Origin of the sequence: Sulfurospirillum sp. SCADC, from assembly GCF_000743525.1 — a bacterium.
GTDB lineage: Bacteria > Campylobacterota > Campylobacteria > Campylobacterales > Sulfurospirillaceae > Sulfurospirillum.
In genome coordinates this window covers 1-18973 of the sequence record NZ_JQGK01000019.1, presented here as the reverse complement: position 1 = coordinate 18973, position 18973 = coordinate 1, and the positions used below count along the sequence as shown (strand labels likewise).

The window sequence follows — 18973 nt, the reverse complement described above, 5'->3', positions numbered from 1 at the left end:
AAAAACTGTATTTATGGGAGTTTAGCATCTTTAAAATGATTTACATGTAAAAGCAACAAAAGAGCAACAAAATCAGTTTGATGTGAGCCAACTAAACCCTCCACTGCCCATAGAATTAAGAAATTTTCGATAAAATAGTTCTTAGATTAACGTATTAGGAATGGCAATGGAGCGCAAGAAAATCTACAACCCAAACTCAGATGAGAGCATCAATGATCGCAGAGTCTTTGGCGGAAATCCACACGGAATTTTAAATTTTACCAAAGCAAAATACACATGGGCACTCAAACTTTGGGACATGATGGAGGCCAATACCTGGTTTCCCAAAGAGGTCGATACCACCAAAGATGTCATCGACTACAACCGCAACCTCACCGATGCCGAAAAACGGATGTACGATCTGGTGTGGTCACAGCTTATCAGCATGGACAGTTTTCAAACCAACAACTTAACCGATAACATTAACCCTTACATTACCGCGCCCGAAATTAACGCATGTCTTTCTCGCCAATCCTATGAAGAGGCGAACCACTCTAAATCGTATGCTGTGATGGTCGAAGCTATTTGTGACAACACCGATTTGATTTACGAGATGGAAAAACACGATGAAGTGTTGCGTCGTAAAAATGACTATATTTCCAGTGTGTACGAAGAGCTTGCAGGTGATGTCACCGATGAAAAACTCGTGCTGGCGATGTTTGCCAACCAAATTTTAGAAGGAATTTATTTTTACTCTGGTTTTACCGCTATTTACGCGCTTGCACGTGCTGGAAGAATGCTTGGCAGTGCGCAGATGATTCGTTTTATTCAACGCGATGAAATTACGCATCTTCTGATCTTTCAAAACATGATTAACTCGGTTCAAAAAGAGCGACCAGAGCTTTTCACCACAGAACTCAAAGCCAAAGTGTACGATATGTTCCAAAAAGCAGGCGATCTTGAAATTGAGTGGGGAAAATACATCACCCAAAATCAAATTATGGGCTTTACCGATGACATCATCGAGACCTACATTCACTACCTCATTGATGACCGTTTAACCGCTGTGGGTTTTGAAAAGCTTTATAACGCCAAACATCCAATCAAATGGGTCGATGACTTCTCAAAATTTAACGACCAAAAAACCAACTTTTTTGAAGGCAATGTCTCCAACTACAGCAAAGGAAGTCTGACGTTCGATGACTTCTAAACCGATGCTCTGCGCTTTACAATTTGCCTATGAAGGCCGAAGCTTTGAGGAGAATTTTGCAACCTTGCAAGCACTTCTCGAGCAAACACCAAAGAAGTGCATCGCGTTAGCGCCGGAGCTCTGTCTAAGCGCCTATAGCTACGATAAAATGAAAGAAGCGGCAGAATTTTCTGCTGCCATACTTCCAACCCTTGCAAAACTTTCTGCATGTAAAACAGTTGGTCTCACCTTAATTGAAAAAACAGAGGCTGGTTATGTGAACAACTTCAAACTGTTTCATCACGGAGCGTTGCTCTTCTCGCGCGCAAAATCAAAGTTATTCACACTAGGCAAAGAGGAGCACTATTTTCAAGCAGGAAACGCTGAAAAGATTGGCATCATCGACGTGGATGGAATAAAAATTGCTGTACTTATCTGCTTTGAACTTCGCTTTCCCAAACTGTGGGAGCAGATCAAAGGGGCAGATCTTATTTTAGTCCCAGCCTACTGGGGCACGCTTCGCAAAAAGCACTTTGAGATACTCACGACCGCACTCGCCATTGCCAATCAAGCCTATGTGCTGTGTGCCAATGGAGCGGATGAGAGTATGGCAAAAGGCAGTGCGATTATCACCCCCTTTGGCGAGGTAACGAGTGATGATAGCGCTACTGAGATACTGCACTCTTTTGATACGAACGAGATCAAAAAAATGCGACGATACCTTGACATAGGATTAAACCATAATGCCGCAAACGGCTCACTTTAAAGAGAAAATAAGTTTTCAAAAACATAAAAAAATGGCAGATGAAATCGCCAAAATATGTCCCATCAGCCCCAACGTGTATGATGCGTTTTGCCAGAGTGAGCGTGAGCTGTTTGTGCCACAAGGTATGAGCATGCACGCTTATAAACTCGACGCTCTGCCGCTGGCTGCAAACCAATGGATCAGCTCGCCTTTGACGGTTGCTAAAATGACCGAAGCGCTCACATGTAAAGGTGCAGACAGTGTTTTGGAGATCGGCTGTGGTAGTGGGTATCAAGCGCTGATTCTCAGTAAAATTATTCGCAGAGTCTTTACGATTGAGCGCATTGAGCGCCTGCTGAAAGAGGCACGTGAGCGTTTTAAACTCTTGGGCATTTCCAACATTCACACCCGCTTTGACGACGGGCAAAATGGGTGGAGAGAATTTGCGCCGTATGATCGCATTTTATTTTCAGCCTCAACGCCTGAGGTGCCCCAAAAACTCTTTGAACAGTTGAAAGTAGGGGGGATTTTGGTCGCACCGATTGAAAAAGGGGATAAACAGATTATTACCCGATATATTAAAACGCAAGAGGGCATACGAAAAGAGACAATCGGCGATTGTCTCTTTGTACCGGTTAAAGATGGTCGTGAGTTTTAGTACATTTTTCTAATATTTTTTCACGATCTGCTTGATAAGAAGCTGAGGCGTCACAAGCCCTCGATAGTCATTGCGCGAAACAGTAAAGAGAATGTCGATGTGATCGCCTTGTTTGGCTTTCATATCGTAATTGAAAAATAGCGCTTCGAGCGCGTTACTTCCCTCTTGCAAAATAAGCTTCAAATGTTGCCCATCTTTGCCAATCAAACGATCGACTTTCACCGCGATATTGCGCAGTAAAAAGCTCGGTTTTGGGTTCTTTTGCCCGTAAGGCTCTTGGTTTTCTAAAATTTCCAATAATTCAAAATCGATCTGATCCGCAGTGATTTCACCTAAAAGATCATTATCCGCTTCCAACGCTTCTTTGTTTAAGAGGCTTGATGCTTGCTCTAAATTGGCACGAAATTGCTCCAGATGTTTGATCTCAATCGAAACGCCTGCCGCTCCTTTATGCCCACCGTAGCCTAGCAATATCGCCTCTTGGGAACGAATCAGCTCTAAAATATCGACATCACCAATACCTCTCGCACTCCCTTTGGCCCTCTCATCGCGAATTGAAAAGACAATCGCAGGCTTTTTGAAGCGTTTAGAAAGCCGTGAGGCGACGATCCCGACGATACCCTCATGCCACTCTTCACCCCACGCCACGATGATATTTTCACCCTCTTTGACGTACGGAAGCGTGGCTTCAAATAAAAGTCGTTCTTCTTCTTTACGCGCTTCATTCAATGAGACGATGTAATCGAGTTTAACCAGTGCGTCATTCACATTTTTGGATTTCAAAAATTCATAGGAAAAAATCGCATCTTCCATACGCCCCGAGCTGTTAATCAGAGGGGCTATCAAAAATGAAATATCATCACCTTCCAAGGTTGCTTTACCAAAATACTGCTTGATCGCTTCAAAGGCGGCACGTTTGGAGCGGTTAAGCTCGACTATCCCTTTTTTGACCATCACGCGGTTCATGCCAACCAGTGCCATCATATCGGCCATAATGGCGATGCAGAGCAGGTCTAAAAAGCTGGAGAGATCATACTCAACGCCCAGTTCTTCTTTAAGCGCTGCGACCAAGTACCACGCTACTTGCGCACCACAAATTTCACAATGCGGAAACGCACAATCGTCTTGCTTAGGGTTAACAATCGCGTACGCATCGGGCAAGATGGAAGGGACACTGTGATGATCGGTGATGATAAGATCAATCCCTTGTTCTTTACAAATGTGTGCCGCTTCAATCGCTGAGATGCCGTTATCAACGGTGATAATCACATGCACATCCAGTTTGGCAACAATATCTGGATTGAGGCCATACCCATCGGTAAAACGGTTGGGGATAATCAACGAGTAATCCACACCCAAATCATCGAAAAATTGGCTTAAAATCACCGAAGAGATCACGCCATCCACATCGTAATCGCCTACAATCGCAATGCGTTCATGATTTTGCATAGCGTGAACAATGCGTTTGGAGGCACGCGCAATATCTTTTAAAGAGGAGGGCTTAGGAATCTCGTTAAGACGGGTACACTCGTCATTCTCGAACCTGCTTTGAAGAATCCGTTTTATCTCCTCTTTGGTCAGCAAACTAGCCATTTTGACGTTGTAACAAAGCCGCTTTCGCAAAACCTAAAATAGTTTTGTTTGGGTTTGTTAAACGTGAGGTAAACTCAGGGTGAAATTGAACGCCCAAAAACCATGGATGCCCTTTAAGTTCTACCGCTTCAATCAAGCCTTCGCTCTCGCCACTGACGATAAGACCCGCTTTTTCAAATGCTTCACGGTACGCAGGGTTGGCTTCATAGCGGTGACGGTGACGCTCACGAATCACTTTAGCGCCATCATAAACGGATCTGAGCAGTGAACCCTCTTTGGTTTCGCACTCATAACCACCCAAACGCATCGTGCCACCTAAGGGACTTTGGAACGTACGAAGCTGTTTTTGACCGCTTGCGTCCATAAATGAGTCGATTAAATAGATAATAGGATTTTTACATGTAGCATCAAATTCTGCTGAATTGGCGTCTTCGATGTGCAGAACATTGCGTGCAAATTCGATCATCGCAAGCTGCATGCCAAGGCAGATTCCAAGGTAAGGAATGTTGTGTTCCCTTGCATAACGAATGGACGCCATTTTACCCACAACACCACGCTCGCCAAAACCACCTGCAACCAAAATGCCATCAACATCGGAGAGTATCTCTTCGCACCCTTTTTCTTCGATCATCTCCGAATCAACCCAGCGAATTTTCACTTTGGCATTGAGATTTGCCCCTGCGTGAATCAACGATTCGGTGAGTGATTTGTACGACTCTTTGAGATCAAGGTATTTGCCAACAAAGGCGATCATCAGCTCATCACGAGGTGCTATGACACGTTTGACCAAAATATCCCACTCATCCATGTGCGGTGTAAGATCACCCAAATTCAGTGCTTCTGAAATCGGTGCTAAAATGTTCTCTTTGAGAAAACTAAGGGGCACTTGATAAATGGTCGTAGCGTCCAGACATTCAATGACGGAATTACGCTCAACACCACACGAAAATGCCAGTTTGTTTTTCAGCTCTTTGGGAAGGGGGTATTCAGAGCGACAGATCAACATATCGGGCGTGATACCGATACGGCGAAGCTCTTGGACGGAGTGTTGGGTTGGTTTGGTTTTAAGCTCGCCTGCGGCTTTAATGAAAGGCACAAGGGTGAGATGAATGTTCATCGCTCTGCGTTTTCCTAGCTCACTTTTGAGGGAGCGAATCGCCTCTAAAAAGGGAAGCCCTTCAATGTCGCCCACGGTTCCACCGATCTCAACGATCAAAATATCTTGACCGCGACCCGCTTCTTTGATGCGATTGGCGATCTCATCGACAATGTGAGGAATGACTTGAATGGTTTTACCAAGGTAATCGCCTCTGCGCTCTTTTTCAATGACCGCAGAATAAACACGCCCTGTGGTAAAGTTGTTGGCTTGGGTAAGATTTTCATCGAGGAAACGCTCATAATGCCCAAGATCAAGATCCGTCTCTGCGCCATCATCGGTGACAAAAACCTCGCCGTGCTCCAGTGGACTCATCGTTCCTGGATCGACGTTGATGTAAGGATCTGCTTTGAGAATGCTGACTTTAAAGCCAACATTTTTTAAAAGTGTGGAGATACTCGCCGCTGCTATGCCTTTACCAAGTGAGCTTAAAACGCCTCCGGTTATGAAAATATACTTCGTTTCGTGATTGGACATACTCTTCCGCCTCATTATTATTTAATGCCTTGATTATAACGAATGTAAGCTAATAAAGGGTTTATTCTTAAGCGGTGAAGAAAAGTGAATCGAAGCGAAAAGCCTCTTCTTATGGGGTCAAGAGGCTTACATGTAAAGATTAAAAAAGCGTTATTTTGCTTTATCGTGGAAGTAATTGGTCGCTTCCACAAAGCCCTCGATAGAACCACAATCAAAGCGTCTTCCTTGGAATTTATACGCGATTACTTTGCCCTGATGTGCGAGTTCCAAAAGTGCATCCGTGATCTGAATTTCGCCACCTTTGCCCGGTTTGGTGTTTTCAATCACATCAAAAATATCGGGCGTTAAAATGTAACGACCAATGATCGCTAAATTGGTTGGCGCATCTTTGGGGTCTGGTTTCTCAACCATGTTGGAGACACGAAGCACGGACTCATTGCCATCGACAATTTTACCATCAATGACACCGTATTTATTCGTCTCTTCTTTAGGCACTTCTTCAATGGCAACAACGCAACAGCGGTATTTTTCATACACTTCAACCATCTGTTTCAAAACAGGGTCTTCATCGTTATTGTCGCATAAGTCATCCGCCAAAATAACCGCAAAGGGTTCATCACCGATGAGTGTTTTACCGGTTAAGATCGCATGACCCAAACCTTTCATCTCGACTTGTCTCGTGTAACTAAAGGTACAATTATCAATCAAATTTCTAATTTCAGTCAGGTAACTCTCTTTGGAGGTTCCTTTGATTTGGTGCTCTAGCTCGTAACTCACATCAAAGTGGTCTTCTATCGCTCGTTTACCACGACCCGTAACAATCGCCATCGTATCGATGCCTGCACTCACGGCTTCTTCAACACCATACTGAATCAAAGGCTTGGTAAGAACCGGCAACATCTCTTTTGGCATCGCTTTGGTGGCAGGTAAAAAGCGTGTTCCATAACCAGCTGCTGGGAAAAGGCATTTTTTGACGGATTTTAAACTATTAATTTTACTGTATTTTGAGATACTCGACACTGTATCGCTCCTGAGGTTTTAAATGTGAAATTTTAGCTTAATTTTGCTCTTTTTTCCATGAGTAGCAAATCTAAACACTTAAAGCCATTTTTTTTCGACTCTTGAGTATTTTTATACTTTTGTCATTTAAATATGTTACGCTCATACATCTTCATTTCATTCCAAGGGGCACCATGCTTCAACGTTACTTTTTCAAAATCAGCGCAGTTATGATCGTCTTAGGCATCGCACTTTTTCTTGTGGCATGGCTTGTAGCAGAGCCTTTTTGGGTTGCATTTCTGGCAGTGATCTCTTTGGGCGTACTTATCATTATGTTCGCTACCATCATCATCCAACCCCTTTCTAACGCCCTTGAACTGCTTTGCAACTTGGATGCAAGGGATAAAACTGTACGCGAGGAGTACCAAAAAAAGTTTTTACATGTAACCGAACAGAACACGTTGCTGAGCACACTGTTTCCTAGAATTTATAAGCTTATAACACTTCTAACCTATTTGAGTGAGAACTACTCACAAAGTGCGGGTAAAAATTCCATTGCAACGGCACAACTCATGTATTCCATTGATGCGATGTCGAAGAAGCTTGAAGAGAAAGCTCACTCCATTGCAGAAATCTCAAACTCAACCCAAAATATTTTTGAACACGTGCATTTAGTCAGCTCTAACGCACAAGAGGCATCTTCGTTTGCAAAGCTCTCCATGAAAGAGAGCCAACAAAGCATTGCGGAACTCAACGATATTATCATCCATATGAAGCGTATCAATACCCAATCGACAGATGCTTCATCTAAAGTCAATGAGCTGAAAGAAAAATCGATCACCATTCAAAATGTGACAACGGTCATTGACGATATTGCCGACCAAACCAATCTTTTAGCCCTCAATGCCGCCATTGAAGCAGCACGCGCAGGGGAACATGGGCGTGGTTTTGCTGTTGTGGCCGATGAAGTGCGCAATCTAGCAGAGCGCACCTCAAAATCCACCAGTGAAGTGACCATTATTGTCAAACAAATTCAGCACGATACCAACGATGTTTTTACGAGCATTGAAACCTTGCGTGATGAAATAGAACGAGCCACCCACACGGTGCAACATGTAGGCGATGAAATCAAACATTTTATCAGTAACGCTGAAAAGATAGAACACCAAATCGATGCCATTGCACAAAGCTCTCATTACAACAGCGATCAACTGCTTTCCATCAAAGAGATGATCTCAAAAATCAGTGAACAATTAGAATCAGGCACAAAAGAGATGAAAACCATCTCAGGTCAAACCCAAGCCATCATCTCAGGAGCAGAAGAAGCCCATGAAAAGCTCAGTGCCTTTGCGATGGATGAATACCATGAAAAAATGTATCAACGTTGCTTAAATGCCAAAACACGTGTGGAAGCGCTTTTTGAAAATGCCATTGAGAGTGGGAAACTCACCCTTGAAGCCATTTTCGATACCCGTTTTAAGCCTATTCCCAATACCAATCCTCAAAAATACACCACCGCATACGATGCGTTTACCGACCAAACCTTCCCCGACATTGTCGATACCTTAATGAAAGAGAATGCGCAAACGCTTTTTTATGCCGTCGCCATGCACTCATCAGGCTATATCTCCACCCACAACGCACGTGCACCGCTGAGTGGCAATTATGAAAAAGATCTCTTTGCCAACCGCTCCAAGCGCATCTTTACCGACAGTGGTGTTAGAGGCGCGAACCATGAAAAGCGTGTGCTGCTTCAAACCTATCGACGGGAAAATGGCGATGTTATGCACGATATTTCGATCCCCATTTACGTCAAAGGGCGCCATTGGGGTGGTTTTAGAATAGGCTACAAACCCAAAGCGTAACCATGCTTATTTACTTATATATAGCTTAATTTATATAGTTAATTAAGCTATTTTCATTCAAATTGAAGTGTAGAAAGGTTACCAATTTTCAATAATTAAAAATATTTTTAGTTATTTTACTTAATATTAAGTTTATATACGTATAATTCCGAAAATATAAAAAAGGAGTTATAACGATGAAAAAGTTAAACGTTGCAAAAGTTGGATTAGTGATGACACTTCTTAACGCTGTTTTATTTGCTCTAGGTTTTGTATATTTGGCACAATCTCAATCATTTTAATACACTCAAAACCTCTTTTTTGATGCACTTTAATGGTTTTTGCCTGTAGGCAAGAACCATCCTCCCTCTTCAGTTATGCTTTAAACTTTTACTGCTAAGATAATAAAAATATTAACTTCGTCTTATTACACAAAGGCATAAAAAATGTTCACTCAAGCCTCTCAGCCACAGATGTGGGATAAAAAAGCTTCGCAGTACGGACGCTTTTCAGACCCAGACCATCGCTTTCAAAAGCAAATTCTCTCTAAAATCGCCGAACGGGGTATTCACTTTACGACCAAAAACGTTTTAGATGTTGGCTGTGGCACGGGTATTTACACACTTCACATCGCCCAAGAAGCGTTACATGTAAACGCGCTTGATTTCTCCCGTGAAATGCTTGCACTCTTAAGCGAAGATGCCAAACAAGCAGACCTTCTTCCCAAACTCACGCTTACATGTAAAACATGGGAAGCGTTTGAAGCACCCAAACCATTTGAGATTCTTTTTTGTTCCATGTCACCTGCATTACGAAGTGATGCGGATTTTCAAAAATTTCATGATCTTGCAAAGGAACACTGTATCTATCTTGGTTGGGCAGGAAAGCGTGAGTCAACACTCTTAGACCCCATCTTTCAAGCCCATGATTTGCCTTTGAAAGCACCTCCTGGTGCAGAAAACCTTAAAGCATGGCTGCATGAGCACACGATTGATTATGAGCGCGAATACATCGAAGAAACCCGTTTACATGTAAAGCCATACGCAGAAGCATTGGCTTCTGTTTTATGGCATCTTGAGATCAATCAAACACCTCCACAATTGGAGTGCATCCAAGACCTTTTGGAACCGCTTCATCACGACAATACCATCACATTTGAAACAACGATAGGAGTTGAACTCATCTCATGGAAAAAATAATCCTTTGCACCCTCATCTTCTTAAGCAGCCTTTGTGCCCAAACGTATACCGATATGCTGGGTCGTCATGTTGAAATCAACCGTGCTTCCACATTGGTTTTTTTAGGGCCTGGTGCCTTGCGTTTGGGTGTTTATTTGGGGCTTGAAGAGCGTCTTGTTGGCATCGAAAAAACAGAAAACGATGTATCCGCCCTTTCTCCTTATCGTACATTTTTAGGGCAAGAGAAGATCGCTAAACTGCCCCTAATAGGACCAGGAGGTCCTGGGAAAATGCCTGATCTTGAAGCCTTGATACAGCTAAAACCCGATCTGATCATCACTTCGTTTGTTGATCAAAATCAGATTGATCTCATTACTTCTAAAACCGCTATTCCCGTTCTTGCCGTGAGTTATGGTGCCTCTTATGGCGGAACCAGCCAAAAAAATCTTGAGGAGATTAAAGCATCGCTCCTTTTACTAGGAGAGGTGACGCACACCCAAGAGCGTGCCCAAACATTGACCGCGTTTATGCACAAGGAGGAGAAAGCGCTTGCAGCGTTGAAACTAAGCCCTCAAACACTCTATGTGGGAGGCATCGGTTACAAAGGCTCGCAGGGAATGACGAGTACGGAAGCCAATTACCCTCCCTTTGAACTCCTTGGACTTAAAAACAGTGTTTTTGCACACTCCGATGCCAAAGGTCATCAATTTATCGAATTGGAAGCCCTTTTAAAAGCTGATCCAGAGATTATTTTTATCGATCTTTTTGGTAAAGCAAACGTTGAGAAGGAGTATGCGGAGAAAAAACCTCTGTTTGATAGCCTTCAAGCGTATCGAAAAAGAAATGTCAAAGAGGTGATTGGGTACAACTACTACAGCACCAATATCGAAAATCTCTTTGTCATTGCATGGCAAGTAGCCCATGCACTTGGAGCGCCTGTGGAGATGAATGCTAAAGCAAACGAGATTTTCAGCGCGTTTTACGGCGAAAAAGCAGACGCATTGCTTGCCAAACTTCCTTACCATTTGAATCAACCATGAGCGTTACAAAAGCGTACCGCGCACGAGCACGTAAGCGCTTTCTTTTAGGAAGTTTCTTACTGATGGGCATTATCGTGCTTACATGGGCAACGCTCATCAGTGGTGCTGGAAGTTTTGTTTTAGCCGATACCGCCAGACTTTTCACGCTAGGAACTACGACCGATAGCTTTTCGATGATCGTTACCTCCATCCGACTTCCAAGAGCCTTAGCGGCGCTCTTGGTGGGGATGCTTTTAGGACTCTCAGGTGCTGCAATGCAAGGCATTTTGCGCAATCCTCTTGCCTCTCCTTTTACCTTAGGCATTTCGCAAGCCGCTGGATTTGGAGCGACATTTGCCATCATTGTCGCTCATCCAGAGAGTTTTACTAACCCGTTAGTGGCAAAATTCAACATCGTTCTTTTCGCTTTTGGCGCAAGTATGCTCTGTACCTTGATGATCGTCTGGATTGGTAAAAAAGTAGGCATGAGCCCCAGTTCGCTTATTTTAGCAGGCGTGGGTTTGGGCTCACTGTTTCATGCAGGAACGATGTTTTTGCAGTATTTTACAACCGAAATTAATGCCGCAGCAACCCTGTTTTGGACATTTGGAGATCTTAGCAAAGCCACCACACTGAATCTTTGGCTGATGGGTGCGATTCTTTTACCATCGCTTCTTTTTTTAGGAATGGTACATTGGAAATTTGACGCCCTTGCTTTTGGCGATGAAAGTGCCTTTAATAAAGGCGTGAATGCACGTACGTTTCGCCCTTTGGTACTTCTTCTCTCCGCACTGTGTACGGCTATTGCCGTTGCATTTTTTGGCATTATTGGCTTCATCGGTTTGATTGCTCCGCATATGGTGCGTCTGATGCTTGGAAGTGCGCATGGCGCATTAATTCCACTCTCGGCACTGTGCGGTGGATTATTACTTTTAGGAGCAGATTTGGCAGCGAGGATGCTCCTGTACCCTTCATTATTGCCAGTGGGAATTCTTACGTCATTTATTGGAGCGCCTTTACTGCTTTACCTGCTTGTCAGCCAAGGAAACATACGATGAACCTCTGCATCGACCATCTTAATTTTCAAGTTAAAAAACGTCATTTACTTGAGAATATCACACTTGAAGCCTTTCCTAATGAAGTTTTAGGACTCATCGGACCAAACGGTGCGGGCAAAAGCACACTGTTAAAACATGTTGCAGGCATTTTACGAAGCCCTGCGCTGAGCATCACACTCGGAGCGTTAGATCTGAGCAGTTTGGACGCCAAAGCACTGGCTTCACATATCGCGTATCTCTCACAGTTCAATGCACCTTCCCATGCAACGGTGTTAGAAGTGTTGGAACTTGGCAGACGGGTTTACAGTGGGATGCGACTCAGCAAGAGCGATAAAGAAAAAATTGAAACCATCGTTGAGCATTTTGAACTCGCGCCTCTATTGGACGAGAAAATTGAGACACTCAGTGGAGGTGAAAGGCAAAAAGTCTTGATCGCAAGTGCGCTGTTGCAAGAGCCCAAAATTCTCCTCTTAGATGAGCCTATCTCCCACCTTGATCCTAAGAATCAGTTGGAAATGCTCTCTGCCGTGCGTCATGTTACCCGTGAAAAAGGGCTGATAACGCTCATCGTTTTGCATGACATCCAACATGCAATCCACTACACCGATGCACTGGTACTGCTCAAACAGGGAAAAATTCTGCATCATGTTCCCACAAAAACCCTAAGTGAATCGATGATTCAAGAGCTTTTTGATGTCGAAGCAAGCTTACATGTAAAAGAGGGACACACCTTTGTCTACTATGGGCATATGCACGATGAGACGCCTCACAAACACTCTCATACCTTGAAAACAAAACCTTCCATGCGCTTTTCAACCTATCAGAATAATCAATAAATCTATTGTAAATATTAATAAAAATTAATTTGTATTACAGCTTAAAAACTCTATAGTAATACGAATTATTTATTAAAATTACTGATTATTTAGGAGTGCTATCGTGATACCTTTTCAAAAAACATCGCTTTCACCTTATATGGCAATCGGTTTGGTTGTCGTTTCACTTCACGCTGTTGAACTTGAAAAAATCGAAATCGAGGCGGATAGGCTGATAACGCCAACGATGCAGGCGAATGAAACCGTCTACACAGGCAGCGAAGTGACGCAAAAAGGAATGGAGCTTCAAGGCACAAAAGCAACCACAAACGTCTACGAAGCGATTGGTCTTTTGCCAGGCATCAGTGTAGAGACACCTGATAGCAGTGGACTTGCCATCGAGCAAAGCAGTGTGCGCGTGCGAGGGGTTAAAAGCTCTATGGGCGCACTCAGCGTTGAAGGTGTGCCCAATTATGGAGGCAATCCCATAGGGCCTAGAAATTATCTTTACGATATGGAAAATATGGAATCGATCTCCGTCTATAAAGGCGGTGTTCCTGCAGATATTGGCACAGGCGTTGGCTCTCGTGGTGGTGCCATTACCTTGCATCCAAGGTGGGCGGAAAAAGAGTTTGGATTTGACGTCACCCAAAGCATTGGCAGTAATGACTACACTAAAAGCTATTTTAGACTTGATAGTGGCATCCTCAATGAAAGTGGCACACGTTTTTCGGGATCCCTTTCGTATGCAGAGGCGGATAAATTTCGAGGGGAGGGCGAACTAGGACCTCGTGTCAATGGAAATGTTTCATTGGTTCAACCCTTAGGCGATAAGGCAACGATTAAACTCTGGTACAACCACAATGATCAAGAACAGCATCTCTACCGTCCACTCACCTATAGCCAAATCAGCAATGGTAACCTCTCTTCAAACTATAAAACAGATTACAATAGCGCCTTAAGCGGTGTTGCATCCAAAGATATTTACTATTATGATTACAACAAAGGTACCTACAAAAACGATGATTTTTTATCGGTTATAACGTACCACCTTGACGACACGTTTGCCCTCAATCTCAAACCGTACTATTCATCGGAAGATACGCAAATTGATCAAGGGGTGACTTCCAATGGAGGCCGCATTCAAAAACGTACGCGCGATATAGAGCGCTATGGCATTTTAAGTGAAATTGAGGCTACATTTGGTGATATAAAAACCGTCTTAGGCTACCACTATGAAAACTCCTCTATGGACATCTCCACCCAAAACTATGCGATCACAAGCTCAGGTCTTTCATATCGTGGCTATGGCGTTGTGGGAACATCGGGAACGACGTATATTAACACACCGTATATGAAAGTTTCAGGAAAACAGGGAGATTTTAACTGGCAAGGTGGCGTCAAATACTTCAAGTTTGAAGACTCAGACAGCTTAGGCTACACCACCAACAGCACAACGTATGCGTTGGAGCGTGCTTCTGATTTGGATCGAGATGCCACGGATTACACCATTGTCCTCCCAACGCTTGGAGCCTCTTACGATGTGGATGCGTCGTGGCAACTCTATGCCAATTATGGCAAAAACTTTATCCGCCCTTACTCTTATATGCCCCTCATGACAACTTGCAACACCTATCGCACGCAGTTTCAAGCAGCAGGTGTAACTGCGCAAGACCTTTTTGATGGTTATGGCATTGAAAAATCCGATAACTTTGATGTAGGAATTCGTTACAAAGCAGATCTCTTTGAGATTTCTCCTACACTCTTTTATGGCAAGCACAAAGATCTTTTAACCACTATTTCCGATAGCAGGGTGCTTTCAGGAGGTAAGCCTATCAATTACCAACAAAACATCGGAAAAGCGACCAGTTATGGGCTCGAAACAGAGATGAATGTTTATATGAGTGATTCCCTAATCCTCTTTGTCAATCCAACGTATAGCCACTTTACCTACGATGAAGACATTACGTATCTAGGGGCAACCATGGCTACAAAAGACAATCAAATCGTGGATACTCCTAAATGGATGGCACGCACAGGTCTTATCTATAAAGTGGGTCCCTTTGAGATCATCCCTACAGCGCGTTATTTGGGTGAACGGTATGGGGATGCCACTAACAATAATAAAGGAGATGCGTGTTGGTTATTTGATGGACAAATTGTCAATACGCAAAAAAACTTTTACGACAAGGCAAAGCTTAAAGTAGCCCTTGAAATCAATAATATCTTTAATAAGAAGTATATTTCAGTGATCAACGCTTCAGACGATACGATGGATGGCGCAGCCAGTTATTACCAAGGTGCACCACGCACCATTATGCTAACAATGGGGGTACATTTCTAATGCAACACTTATGGGAAAAATGTATCGCATTTCACGGGCATGCGTGCCCAGGACTCGCGATTGGCTTTAGGGCAGCAGAGGCGGCACACACGTGGCTTGGAATGGTTGGATTTAGTCAAGATGAAGAGTTGGTCTGTGTCACAGAAAATGATGCGTGTGGTGTTGATGCCATTCAAGTGCTTCTTGGATGCAGCATGGGAAAAGGCAATCTCATCTACAAAGATACGGGCAAACAGGCTTTCAGCTTTTTTGATCGCAAAAATGGCAAAAAAGGACGCATCGTTTTCAAACGACCGCTCAATCCAAACTTTGAACGCCAACAACTCCAAGAGCACATTTTAAGTGCGCCACTGGATGAGCTTTTTGATCTTAAAGAGCCTTCCTTTGAACTTCCAGAACAAGCACGCATGTTTACCTCTGTTGTCTGTGAAAAATGCGGTGAGAGTGCGCCTGAACATAAAATGCGATTAGAAGAGGGCAAAACAGTCTGTCTTGAGTGTGCAAGAGCGTACTCGCGTGGCTGGTAAGCGATAGAAAATCTTAGGTGTTAGGAGCCTTTTGGGCTCTCGCCTAACATTTCGCGCATTTTGCGCTCCATCCGTTTTTCAAAGGCTTCATTCGAAGGTGAATCTTCACAGGCAAATTTCGCTTTCCCGTACAGTACGCATCCACGATCTCCCGGATCACACTCTTTGTGAATAATGTCACAAACGCCTTCCACATCATGCGGACAGCTCCAACCGCCTTGGTTCATGAAAAATCCTTACATGTAATGTTTTGCCAACACACTCACACCACCGACAATAAACTGCACCGCAATGGCTCCCACAATGAGTCCCATCAAACGACTCACGATCTTTTGCCCCGTAATGCCAAGGTAATGACGAATGTAAATGCTGTTTTTAAAGGCAAGATAAACACTGAGCGCCACAATAAGATAGGCTATGACTAACGCTGCAATCGAAGCAACGCCTTCACTATGACCACGTAAAATAATGATCGTTGCAAAAATACCAGGTCCAAAGGTAATAGGCACACCCAGCGGAATCACAGAGAATTCATCATTTTTGATCGCTTCTTCGCGCTCTTCTTCGGTTTGGTTTTTCGACTCCATTGAGCCTTGCACCATTTTAATCGCTGTTAAGAGTAAGATAATGCCGCCCATCACTTTGAGTGAATCAATTTCAATGCCAAACAGATTAAGCAAAAAATTACCTGTTAAAAGGACAACAAAGAAAGCCACGATGATCGTCATTGTGGCTTTAGCAGCAATTTTATTGATATGCTCTTTGGTCGTACTTTGAGGCAGAAGTGAGAGCATAATTGCACTCACTCCCAAAGGATCCACAATCGCCATCATCGTGATGGTATGTTGGAGTAATAAATTAAAAAAATCCGCCATTACGCCTCTTCAGTGCGAAGTACAGCACCACTACTTGCATTGGTAACGAGTTGGCGATACTGTTTCAACCAACTTCCTTGAATGGTTTTCACTTTAGGTTTAAAGGCTGCTTTACGACGTGCCAATTCTGCTTCATCAATCAACGCTTCAATCGTATAAGCATCCACATCGATCTGAATGGTGTCACCATCTTGCACAAGAGCGATAAGTCCACCCTCAGCCGCCTCAGGGCTTACGTGACCAATGCTAAGCCCTCTGGTGGCGCCAGAAAAGCGTCCGTCGGTGATGAGTGCTACATCAGCCCCCAATCCCATACCCATGATTAAACTCGTAGGGGAGAGCATCTCTTGCATACCAGGCCCTCCGCGAGGCCCTTCGTAGCGAATAACCACAACATCGCCTTTTGCAACTTTTCCACCGACGATACCTGCTAGTGCTTCTTGCTGTGAGTCAAAACAGACCGCTTTACCGATAAATTGACGCCCCCCTACGATACCTGCCGTTTTAATAACACACCCTTTTTCAGCCAAGTTACCAAACAAAATTGCAAGTCCACCCACTTTGGAGTAAGGATTTTCAAGCGTGTGAATAATTGCGGTATCTTTGATCTCAGCATTGGCGATGCGCTCACCAATGGTTTCACCTGTCACGGTTAAATTATCTAAATGTAAAATACCATTATCCCGTCTGCTGACCTCTTTCATCACTGCACTTACACCACCCGCACGGTTAATATCTTCCATATGAACGGTTGAAAGAGAAGGCGCAATTTTGGCTATATGTGAAACGTTTTTGCTGATCTCATTAATATCTTTAATCGCAAAGTTAACGCCCGCTTCTTTAGCAATGGCTAACATATGAAGAACGGTGTTAGAGCTTCCACCCATCGCCATATCAACCGCAAACGCATTGCGTACCGCTTTTTCATTCAAAATATTACGAAGTTTAAAGCGATCATCGATGGCAATCTCACAAATACGTTTCGCAGCAGCGCGTAAAAGCACTTCACGCTCAGGGGTAAGAGCTGGAATCGTGCCGTTACCCGGAAGGGCAATACCCATCGCTTCCATTAAGGTATTCATACTATTAGCCGTAAACATACCCGAACATGATCCACCACTTGGACAGGCATTGCACTCAATGTCTTTGAGTTCTGCTTCGTTCATGTCACTTTTTTCAAATTTTCCCACCGCTTCAAATGCCGTCGTTAAATCAATCGGTGTTCCCTCTTTGGTATACCCTTTTTTCATCGGCCCACCGCTCACAAAAACCGTTGGAACATTGACACGAAGCGCACCCATAATCATACCAGGTACAATTTTGTCACAGTTGGGAATACAAATCATCGCGTCCAACATATGCGCGTTCATCATCGTCTCAATCGAATTGGCGATCAACTCACGACTTGGAAGCGAGTAAAGCATCCCATCATGCCCCATCGCGATACCGTCATCTACGCCAATGGTGTTGAATTCAAATGGCACACAACCGTTCTTGCGAATCTCATCTTTAATGATCACGGCATATTCGTGCAAAAAGAAGTGACCGGGGATAATATCAATATAGGAATTAGCTACTCCAATAAATGGTTTGTTAAAGTCTTCATCTTTTAAACCTGTTGCTCGAAATAGACTTCGATGTGGCGCTCGGTTATACCCTTTTTTGACTTGATCACTACGCATCAATCTTCCTTAAAAATTTTCTTAGATTATAGCAAAACCGCTCTAAAAAAGCTTACATGTAAAGAATTTAGCCAGTAGCACTTTACATTACGAAAAAAAACTGCTATACTCTCATCTCTTTTTTAGATGCGGGAATAGCTCAGTGGTAGAGCACGACCTTGCCAAGGTCGGGGTCGCGAGTTCGAACCTCGTTTCCCGCTCCATTTAGTTTAATCTTAAAAAGAAACGCGTTGCCCGGATGGCGAAACTGGTAGACGCAAGGGACTTAAAATCCCTCGCCCGTTTGGGTGTGCCGGTTCAAATCCGGCTCCGGGCACCACCTCGATATAGAGAATACGGTGGCGATATAGCCAAGCGGTAAGGCATGGGCCTGCAAAGCCTTGATCCCCGGTTCAAATCCGGGTGTCGCCTCCACCTTTGTATTATGTATCATCTACAAACTTTCTGTCGGGAGATGGCAGAGCGGCTTAATGCGGCGGTCTTGAAAACCGTTGAGGGTAATACCTCCGGGGGTTCAAATCCCTCTCTCCCGGCCACCAATCCTTAAACTCCCTAAACTACGGACTTCTAAGCTAAACATCAAAATTTTAATCCCACATACTCCCCACAAAATCAACAAAATACCTAGATTTTATAAGAAATTTTATGGCACTTTAATAGCAATTACTGATCTAGAACATGAATTTTATAATGTTCTTCCTCATAGACTTCCACAAGAGAAACTATTACTCCACCATATAAATACATAAATATATAAGGTAATTTTAGCTATAATTCTTTCATGAAAAATGAAAAAATAGATGCAAGAAAGCTGGACACAAAAGCACAACAAGAA

The 18973-nt window shown here is 43.5% G+C and carries 16 protein-coding genes and 4 tRNA genes; 14 read left to right on the top strand and 6 right to left on the bottom strand.

Going from position 1 to position 18973, the window contains the following annotated elements:
• The first annotated feature begins 166 nt into the window (after window positions 1-166).
• The 3 genes from JU57_RS11830 to JU57_RS11820 are packed head-to-tail and all read left to right on the top strand — an operon-like array spanning window position 167 to window position 2571.
• Window positions 167-1189, top strand: a complete 1023-nt coding sequence (locus JU57_RS11830) for a ribonucleotide-diphosphate reductase subunit beta (RefSeq protein ID WP_037961357.1) — start codon at window positions 167-169, stop codon at window positions 1187-1189.
• On the top strand, window positions 1179-1934 hold the full coding sequence (locus JU57_RS11825; protein WP_037961354.1) for a carbon-nitrogen hydrolase family protein: 756 nt from the start codon (window positions 1179-1181) through the stop codon (window positions 1932-1934). The genes JU57_RS11830 and JU57_RS11825 overlap by 11 nt, the downstream gene beginning before the upstream one ends.
• Window positions 1912-2571 carry a protein-L-isoaspartate(D-aspartate) O-methyltransferase gene (locus JU57_RS11820; protein ID WP_037961351.1) on the top strand — a complete coding sequence of 220 codons (660 nt, stop codon included), beginning with the start codon at window positions 1912-1914 and terminating at the stop codon, window positions 2569-2571. Before JU57_RS11825 ends, JU57_RS11820 begins: the two co-directional genes overlap by 23 nt.
• A 9-nt stretch (window positions 2572-2580) precedes the next feature.
• Here the strand turns inward: JU57_RS11820 and recJ are convergent, their stop codons facing one another.
• From recJ to galU, 3 genes are all read right to left on the bottom strand, one after another.
• Complete coding sequence (recJ, locus tag JU57_RS11815) at window positions 2581-4164, bottom strand: single-stranded-DNA-specific exonuclease RecJ (RefSeq protein ID WP_294877285.1); 1584 nt, start codon at window positions 4162-4164, stop codon at window positions 2581-2583.
• On the bottom strand, window positions 4157-5797 hold the full coding sequence (locus tag JU57_RS11810; protein WP_037961348.1) for a CTP synthase: 1641 nt from the start codon (window positions 5795-5797) through the stop codon (window positions 4157-4159). Before JU57_RS11810 ends, recJ begins: the two co-directional genes overlap by 8 nt.
• 150 nt (window positions 5798-5947) lie before the next feature.
• Window positions 5948-6817, bottom strand: a complete 870-nt coding sequence (galU, locus tag JU57_RS11805) for a UTP--glucose-1-phosphate uridylyltransferase GalU (RefSeq protein WP_294877282.1) — start codon at window positions 6815-6817, stop codon at window positions 5948-5950.
• A 173-nt stretch (window positions 6818-6990) separates the two neighbouring features.
• On the opposite strand from galU, the gene JU57_RS11800 reads away from it, so the two are divergent.
• The 7 genes from JU57_RS11800 (at window position 6991) to JU57_RS11770 (ending at window position 15581) form a co-directional block, all read left to right on the top strand.
• Window positions 6991-8661 (top strand): methyl-accepting chemotaxis protein, encoded by a 1671-nt coding sequence (locus JU57_RS11800; protein WP_037961346.1) that lies wholly within the window; start codon window positions 6991-6993, stop codon window positions 8659-8661.
• A gap of 425 nt (window positions 8662-9086) precedes the next feature.
• Window positions 9087-9839: a class I SAM-dependent methyltransferase gene (locus JU57_RS11795; protein ID WP_037961344.1), complete on the top strand. Its 753-nt coding sequence runs from the start codon at window positions 9087-9089 to the stop codon at window positions 9837-9839.
• Window positions 9827-10858 (top strand): ABC transporter substrate-binding protein, encoded by a 1032-nt coding sequence (locus JU57_RS11790; protein ID WP_037961343.1) that lies wholly within the window; start codon window positions 9827-9829, stop codon window positions 10856-10858. The genes JU57_RS11795 and JU57_RS11790 overlap by 13 nt, the downstream gene beginning before the upstream one ends.
• Window positions 10855-11895 (top strand): iron ABC transporter permease, encoded by a 1041-nt coding sequence (locus JU57_RS11785; protein ID WP_037961341.1) that lies wholly within the window; start codon window positions 10855-10857, stop codon window positions 11893-11895. The genes JU57_RS11790 and JU57_RS11785 overlap by 4 nt, the downstream gene beginning before the upstream one ends.
• Complete coding sequence (locus tag JU57_RS11780; RefSeq protein WP_051906837.1) at window positions 11892-12731, top strand: ABC transporter ATP-binding protein; 840 nt, start codon at window positions 11892-11894, stop codon at window positions 12729-12731. The genes JU57_RS11785 and JU57_RS11780 overlap by 4 nt, the downstream gene beginning before the upstream one ends.
• Before the next feature lie 103 nt (window positions 12732-12834).
• Window positions 12835-15054 (top strand): TonB-dependent receptor, encoded by a 2220-nt coding sequence (locus tag JU57_RS11775; RefSeq protein ID WP_294877278.1) that lies wholly within the window; start codon window positions 12835-12837, stop codon window positions 15052-15054.
• Window positions 15054-15581 carry an FmdE family protein gene (locus JU57_RS11770; protein ID WP_037961338.1) on the top strand — a complete coding sequence of 176 codons (528 nt, stop codon included), beginning with the start codon at window positions 15054-15056 and terminating at the stop codon, window positions 15579-15581. Before JU57_RS11775 ends, JU57_RS11770 begins: the two co-directional genes overlap by 1 nt.
• A 20-nt stretch (window positions 15582-15601) precedes the next feature.
• On the opposite strand, the gene JU57_RS11765 is transcribed toward JU57_RS11770, so the two are convergent.
• The 3 genes from JU57_RS11765 to ilvD are packed head-to-tail and all read right to left on the bottom strand — an operon-like array spanning window position 15602 to window position 18138.
• Window positions 15602-15808 (bottom strand): hypothetical protein, encoded by a 207-nt coding sequence (locus tag JU57_RS11765; protein ID WP_037961334.1) that lies wholly within the window; start codon window positions 15806-15808, stop codon window positions 15602-15604.
• Between the two features lie 9 nt (window positions 15809-15817).
• Window positions 15818-16456 carry a MarC family protein gene (locus tag JU57_RS11760; RefSeq protein ID WP_037961332.1) on the bottom strand — a complete coding sequence of 213 codons (639 nt, stop codon included), beginning with the start codon at window positions 16454-16456 and terminating at the stop codon, window positions 15818-15820.
• Window positions 16456-18138 carry a dihydroxy-acid dehydratase gene (gene ilvD, locus JU57_RS11755; RefSeq protein ID WP_037961329.1) on the bottom strand — a complete coding sequence of 561 codons (1683 nt, stop codon included), beginning with the start codon at window positions 18136-18138 and terminating at the stop codon, window positions 16456-16458. The genes JU57_RS11760 and ilvD overlap by 1 nt, the downstream gene beginning before the upstream one ends.
• Window positions 18139-18266: 128 nt before the next feature.
• Between ilvD and JU57_RS11750 the strand changes: the two genes are divergently transcribed.
• The 4 genes from JU57_RS11750 to JU57_RS11735 all read left to right on the top strand — a co-directional run bounded on the left by JU57_RS11750 (window position 18267) and on the right by JU57_RS11735 (window position 18674).
• Window positions 18267-18341 (top strand) — tRNA-Gly (locus JU57_RS11750).
• Between the two features lie 29 nt (window positions 18342-18370).
• A tRNA-Leu gene (locus JU57_RS11745) sits at window positions 18371-18457 on the top strand.
• A 21-nt stretch (window positions 18458-18478) separates the two neighbouring features.
• Window positions 18479-18552, top strand: a tRNA-Cys gene (locus JU57_RS11740).
• A 34-nt stretch (window positions 18553-18586) separates the two neighbouring features.
• A tRNA-Ser gene (locus JU57_RS11735) sits at window positions 18587-18674 on the top strand.
• Window positions 18675-18973 lie beyond the last annotated feature (299 nt).

Excerpts from the sequence above, each read along its gene's own strand:
- JU57_RS11830 (WP_037961357.1), top strand. The coding sequence starts at position 167 with ATGGAGCGCAAGAAAATCTACAACCCAAACTCAGATGAGAGCATCAAT.
- JU57_RS11825 (WP_037961354.1), top strand. The coding sequence starts at position 1,179 with ATGACTTCTAAACCGATGCTCTGCGCTTTACAATTTGCCTATGAAGGC.
- JU57_RS11820 (WP_037961351.1), top strand. The coding sequence starts at position 1,912 with ATGCCGCAAACGGCTCACTTTAAAGAGAAAATAAGTTTTCAAAAACAT.
- recJ (WP_294877285.1), bottom strand. The coding sequence starts at position 4,164 with ATGGCTAGTTTGCTGACCAAAGAGGAGATAAAACGGATTCTTCAAAGC.
- JU57_RS11810 (WP_037961348.1), bottom strand. The coding sequence starts at position 5,797 with ATGTCCAATCACGAAACGAAGTATATTTTCATAACCGGAGGCGTTTTA.
- JU57_RS11800 (WP_037961346.1), top strand. The coding sequence starts at position 6,991 with ATGCTTCAACGTTACTTTTTCAAAATCAGCGCAGTTATGATCGTCTTA.
- JU57_RS11795 (WP_037961344.1), top strand. The coding sequence starts at position 9,087 with ATGTTCACTCAAGCCTCTCAGCCACAGATGTGGGATAAAAAAGCTTCG.
- JU57_RS11790 (WP_037961343.1), top strand. The coding sequence starts at position 9,827 with ATGGAAAAAATAATCCTTTGCACCCTCATCTTCTTAAGCAGCCTTTGT.
- JU57_RS11785 (WP_037961341.1), top strand. The coding sequence starts at position 10,855 with ATGAGCGTTACAAAAGCGTACCGCGCACGAGCACGTAAGCGCTTTCTT.
- JU57_RS11780 (WP_051906837.1), top strand. The coding sequence starts at position 11,892 with ATGAACCTCTGCATCGACCATCTTAATTTTCAAGTTAAAAAACGTCAT.
- JU57_RS11770 (WP_037961338.1), top strand. The coding sequence starts at position 15,054 with ATGCAACACTTATGGGAAAAATGTATCGCATTTCACGGGCATGCGTGC.
- JU57_RS11765 (WP_037961334.1), bottom strand. The coding sequence starts at position 15,808 with ATGAACCAAGGCGGTTGGAGCTGTCCGCATGATGTGGAAGGCGTTTGT.
- JU57_RS11760 (WP_037961332.1), bottom strand. The coding sequence starts at position 16,456 with ATGGCGGATTTTTTTAATTTATTACTCCAACATACCATCACGATGATG.
- ilvD (WP_037961329.1), bottom strand. The coding sequence starts at position 18,138 with ATGCGTAGTGATCAAGTCAAAAAAGGGTATAACCGAGCGCCACATCGA.